The 2106-nt window shown below is 70.2% G+C and carries 2 protein-coding genes; both read right to left on the bottom strand.

The window, feature by feature from the left end:
- Positions 1–1016, bottom strand: a 1016-nt coding sequence (gene coaBC, locus AC1D12_RS31695) for a bifunctional phosphopantothenoylcysteine decarboxylase/phosphopantothenate--cysteine ligase CoaBC (protein ID WP_477845144.1), incomplete at its 3' end; no start/stop codon positions are given.
- Positions 1013–1834, bottom strand: coding sequence for a signal peptidase I (gene lepB / locus AC1D12_RS31690; protein ID WP_052213042.1), 822 nt, complete (start codon positions 1832–1834; stop codon positions 1013–1015). The genes coaBC and lepB, both read right to left, overlap by 4 nt.
- Between the last annotated feature and the right edge of the window lie 272 nt (positions 1835–2106).

The following is a 2106-nucleotide window of genomic DNA, read 5'->3' as shown; positions in this document are numbered from 1 at the left end:
TCGTGGCTCTCGGCCGCGAAGCCGACGCAGAACGGCCGGCCGGGCAGCTTCGCGACCGCCGCCAGGATGTCGGCGTTCTCGGTCAGCTCGAAGGTCGGCGCGACCTTGCTGCCGTTCTTCTTGATCTTGTGGTCCGACAGCGACGCCGGCCGCCAGTCGGCCACCGCCGCGGTCGCGACGAACACGCTGTGCTGCGCCGCCTGCGGCAGCACGGCGTCGTACATCTGCTGCGCGGTCTGCACGTCGATGCGGCGCACGCCGCGCGGCGTCGGCAGGTGCACCGGGCCGGCCACCAGCGTCACCTCGGCGCCCGCCTCGTGTGCCGCACGGGCGATCGCGAAGCCCATCTTGCCGCTGGAGCGGTTGGTGATGCCGCGCACCGGATCGATCGGCTCGAAGGTCGGCCCGGCGGTGATCAGCARGCGCTGTCCAGCCAGCCGCTTCGGCGCGAAGAACGACACCACGTCCTCCAGCAGCTCCAGCGGCTCGAGCATGCGGCCGTCGCCGATCTCGCCGCAGGCCTGGTCGCCGTTGCCGGGGCCGAGCACGGTGGCGCCGTCGGCGCGCAGCTGTGCGATGTTGCGCTGCGTCGCGGGGTGCGCCCACATCTCGCGGTTCATCGCTGGCGCCACCAGCAGCGGGCAGCGCTCGATCGGCCGTGCGAGGCACAGCAGGCTCAGCAGGTCGTCGGCGCGCCCCTGCACCAGCCGCGCGATGAAATCGGCGCTGGCCGGCGCGATCAGCACCGCATCGGCCTCGCGCGTCAGGTTGATGTGGGCCATGTTGTTGGCCTCGCGCGCATCCCACTGGCTGGTGAACACCGGGCGGGTCGACAAGGCCTGCATCGTGACCGGCGTGATGAACTGCTCGGCCGCCTCGGTCATCACGACCTGCACCGAGGCGCCGGCCTTCACCAGCGCGCGCGTCAGCTCGGCGGCCTTGTAGCAGGCGATGCCGCCGGTCAGGCCGAGCACGATGCGCTTGCCTTGCAGGTCGGTGGAAGATGCAGTGCTCACAGCGGTGTCCAGAAACGCGACATGTCGGAGAGGTTGAACAGCACGCGCACCGCCTTGCCGTAGACCTCGGCGTGCGGCAGGAAGCCCCAGCGGCGCGAGTCTTCCGAGTTGTCGCGGTTGTCGCCCAGCATCAGGTACTGGCCGGCCGGCACCGTGCAGTGCCACGCGCCGCGGCGCTCGTTGACGCAGTGCTGGCCGAGCTCGGGCTGCTGCAGGTCGAGCGCCATGCTGCCGAGCACGAACGGGTTGACCTTGATCAGGTGGTCGCGGCCGGGCAGCGATTCCTTCTGCAGCCACTGCCCGCGGTCTTCATCGCGCACGCCGGGTTCGCTGCCGTCGCTGACCGGCTCGACCTCGAACGGCGCGCCGTTGATGCTGACCGCGCCGTCCTGGAAGCGCACCAGGTCACCGGGCATGCCGATCAGCCGCTTCACGTAGAACTCGGAGACGTTGCGCGGGAAGCGGAACACGACGACATCGCCGCGCTGCGGCTTGCCGAACTCGATCGCGGTGTTGGTGAACGGCAGGCGCGGGCCGTACGCCAGGTGGTTGACGAGCAGGTAGTCGCCGACACGCAGCGTCGGCTCCATCGAACCGGACGGCACCTTCGGCCAGTCGGCCACCGCGACGCGGCAGGTGAACATCAGCGCCACCACGAAGAACAGCTCGGCGCCGAAGCTGACCCACAGCGGCTTGCGCACCGGGGCGGGCAGGTCAGCCGGAAGACGGGCGAGGCGGCGGCGCCAGGCGAACCAGCAGGCGCCGCTGGCCAGGCTCAGCAGGCACAGCACTTCGTTGATGGAAAAACCGATCTGCATCGAGGGCGCTTTCCGGGTGGATGTTCACGGGCTTCACACGGGCAAGGGCCCGGCGGGGATTATGGCTGCGCCGCGCGCCCGTCCCGGGCGCCGGATTCCTACACCGCGACGGCTGTACGTCCTCCGTCCCTCGGTCGACAACCTTGACCGGCATCCGGCAAGATGCCCCCACACAGAGGAGACCTGCATGGACCCGTTGTTGGCAGTGCGCAATACCACTGGCATCCCCACTGGCACCCGAGACACCTCCCCCGCCGGCCCGAGCCCGAGCC

This window comes from Rhizobacter sp. P1_G5 (assembly GCF_056405435.1).
Note: the sequence above shows the minus strand (reverse complement) of the source record. Positions and strands in the feature narration are given on the sequence as shown.

Bases quoted from the DNA above. Each gene is read 5' to 3' on its own strand.
- lepB (WP_052213042.1), bottom strand. From the start codon at position 1,834: ATGCAGATCGGTTTTTCCATCAACGAAGTGCTGTGCCTGCTGAGCCTG.